The 3,100-nt window shown below is 70.0% G+C and carries 3 protein-coding genes; 2 read left to right on the top strand and 1 reads right to left on the bottom strand.

All coding sequences use genetic code 11. The features are described 5' to 3' along the window. Window positions 1-596: TRAP transporter large permease subunit (locus tag LQV45_RS22945; RefSeq protein ID WP_230008970.1), on the top strand; the 596-nt coding region annotated here is incomplete at its 5' end. A 122-nt stretch (window positions 597-718) separates the two neighbouring features. Beyond that, window positions 719-1,870: a TRAP transporter substrate-binding protein DctP gene (gene dctP, locus LQV45_RS22950; RefSeq protein WP_230008971.1), complete on the top strand. Its 1,152-nt coding sequence runs from the start codon at window positions 719-721 to the stop codon at window positions 1,868-1,870. Window positions 1,871-2,046: 176 nt separating this feature from the next. Here the strand turns inward: dctP and LQV45_RS22955 are convergent. Continuing rightward, window positions 2,047-3,100, bottom strand: a 1,054-nt coding sequence (locus tag LQV45_RS22955) for a thiamine pyrophosphate-dependent enzyme (RefSeq protein WP_230008972.1), incomplete at its 5' end; no start/stop codon positions are given.

Raw genomic sequence — 3,100 nt, forward strand, 5'->3', positions numbered from 1 at the left:
CCTCGACCGAGTCGGCCGCCATCGCCGCGTTCGTCGCATTGCTGATCCTGCTGTGGGAGTTCCGCCGCTCGGGCGTCGCCTCCCTGTGGAGCAACGTCAAGGGCGCGCTGCTCGACACCGCGCAGACGACGTCGATGGTCTTCATGATCCTCGTCGGCTCGAGCGTCTTCTCGACCTTCCTCATCGCGGCGCACGTTCCCGACACGATCACGACCTGGATCGCCGGTCTCGAGATCCCCCCGCTGCTGACGATCGGGCTGCTGCTGCTGCTCCTCCTGCCGCTGGGCACGGCGCTGGATGAGATCTCGGTGCTGATCATCACGATCCCGATCATCTATCCGGTCGCGATGGAGCTGGGCTTCGACGGCATCTGGCTGGGCCTCATGATCGTCAAGCTCACCGCGATCGGGATGGTGACCCCACCGGTCGGCATGACCTGTTTCGTCGTCTCGGGCGCGACCGGGGTGCCGACCGAGACCGTGTTCCGCGGGGTCCTGCCTCTGCTCTCGATGGACATCGTCGTCTCGGCCGTGCTGTTCTTCGTGCCCGCGATCGTGCTCTGGCTCCCCTCCCTCGTCGCGCAGTCGGCCGGGTGAACCGGACGTGCGCCGATGACCCGGCGGTGTGCGGCTGCAGCCATGGGGATGCCGCCGCCCGCCGCCCAGACTGAACCCACCCGCGATCCGCTCCTCGGTGGAGCGGACCGACAGAAAGGACGATGATGTTCTCACAGCACTCCCGCCCCCGCTCGCGGCGGGCTCTCGCACTCGCCGGGGGTCTCGCGGCGACGGCGCTCGCAATCACCGGTTGCGCCGGCATCCAGAACTCCACCGGCGGCGGCGACGCCGGGAGCGAGAGCGTGACCTTCACCCTCGCCACCGGCGCGCAGGCCGGAACACCGAACGCCGCGGTGCAGGACTGGTTCCTCGACCGTGTCGAAGAGGTCACGGAGGGACGCATCAGCTTCGAGCGCACCGCGACCGAGGCTCTCTGCAAGGCTGCCGAGGTCGCTGACTGCGTGCGCGACGGTCGCGCGCAGATCGGTGTCACGGTGCCCGACTACACCCCGCAGTACTTCCCCTCGACCAGCATGGTCAGCATCCCGTTCCTCAGCCAGAACTCGCAGGCGATCATGCAGTCGATCTACGACCTGCACACCAGCTACGCGCCGGCGATGGCGGTCATGGACGGCAACAACCTGCATCACGTCGCCACGTGGCCGGTCGGCCGGTTCCTCCTCGGCAGCGAAGAACCGCTCGAGGATGCCGGGCAGTTCGCCGGCCTGCAGATGCGCGCCTCGGGCCCGATCATCCAGCAGGTTCTCAGCGGGGCCGGCGCCAACATCGTCGCGATCACCGCACCCGAGACCTACGAGGCGGTCGAACGTGGCGTCGTCTCCTCGATCGGCGGTGCGATCGACTTCCCCGTGAACTACAAGATCATGGAGTTGCTGCCGTACTGGAGCGACCCGGGTGTCGGCCAGTACTCGACGTTCGGCATGTGGGTGTCGAAGGATGCGTACGATGCCCTTCCCGATGACCTGCGTCAGCAGTTCGACAGCGTTGTCGAAGAGTTGAACGGCGGCGAGGGGATCGCGGCGTTCAACAAGACCGCGGCCGGTCAGTGCCAGGAGATGCTCGACGCGCCGACGGTCAAGAACCTGACGGCGTGGGACGAGTCGGCCACCCGTGCGTGGGAAGACTCCGTCGGCGACACCGGTGCCCAGAAGTGGATCGAGCTGGCCACCGGCCAGGGGCTCGAAGACGCCAAGGGCGTGCTGGAGCAGTACATCACCGGCCTCGAGACCTACGCCGACGCCGAGTACGACGATGCGACGAGCGACTGCGTGAAGGCGTTCGCCGACCGCTGAGCGTCACTCGCGCGCTGCCGGGTCCGGGGCTATTCGCCCGGGCCCGGCAGTGTCTCTCGAGAGGATGCCGTGATGCACGAGATCGCGGTGCGGTACCCGCCCCCCACCGACGGCGCGCACTTCGCGCGGTACGACCGCGAGACCCACCTCCCCCTGGCCGCGCGACCGACGGCGGGTCAGGAGTTCACCCGGATGATCTCCTGTTGGTACGGGGCGATGATGTCGCCGCTGATGCGCAGGTCGAGCAGCAGGAAGGGGCGCTCGTCCGGATCCCGCGCGGTCCAGCGGGCGAGCGCGTCGAGGTCGGCGATGTCGCGCACGACCACCCCCTCGGCGCCGAATCCGCGGGCGACCGCGGCGAAGTCGACTTCGGGGATGAGCATCGGCTCACGCGCCAGTCCCTTCAGCCCGTAGAGGTTGACTTCGGCGCCGTACGCAGCGTCGTTCCACACGACGGCGAGACCGCGGCCACGCGCGACACGCACCGCCGACTCGAGGTCGGCGATGGCCATGAGCCCGCCGCCGTCCCCCGTGGTGAGGACGATCGTCGACTCGGGCCGCGCGGCGGCGGCGCCGGGCACGCTCGGGAACCCCAGTCCGATCGACTGGTACGCCGTGCCGACCATCATCACGCGGTCGGGCGATGCCACCGGCCAGTACATGTTCGACCAGCCGAGGAAGTGCCCGCCGTCCGACACCACGACGCGGTCCTCCGGGAGCAGCTCGCCGACCCGCACGGCTACCGTGCGGGGGTCGAGGCGGCCGTCGGCGGCGACCCCGTCGCCCGCTTCGCGAACGCGCAGTGCCGCGACGTCGACGCTCTCCCGCCAGCCGGATGACCGCGCGCTCCGCGCGTCGAGGCGCGCCACGATCGCGGCGGCCGCCTCGGCCGCGTCGGCGCGCACGAAGCCTCCGACTTGCGGGTGCGTGGCCGAGGCGGCCGTGTCGATCTGGAACACGCGCGTGCGTGGATCGAACAGCTCGCCGAAGCGCATCGTGAACTGGTTCAGGCCGGCGCCGAACACGACCGCGACGTCGGCCTCGCGCACGAGCCGCATCGCCCCCTCCGCGCCGAAGCCTCCGGTGACGCCGAGGTCGTAGCGCTGGTCGGGGAAGATCCCGCGGCCGAGAGCCGTCGAGGCAGTGATCGCCCCGGTCGCCTCGGCCAGCGCTCCCAGCGTCTTCCCGGCGTCGGCGAGCCAGGCGCCGCGCCCCGCGAGCAGGAACGGG

Source organism: Microbacterium sp. Bi128, from assembly GCF_918698205.1.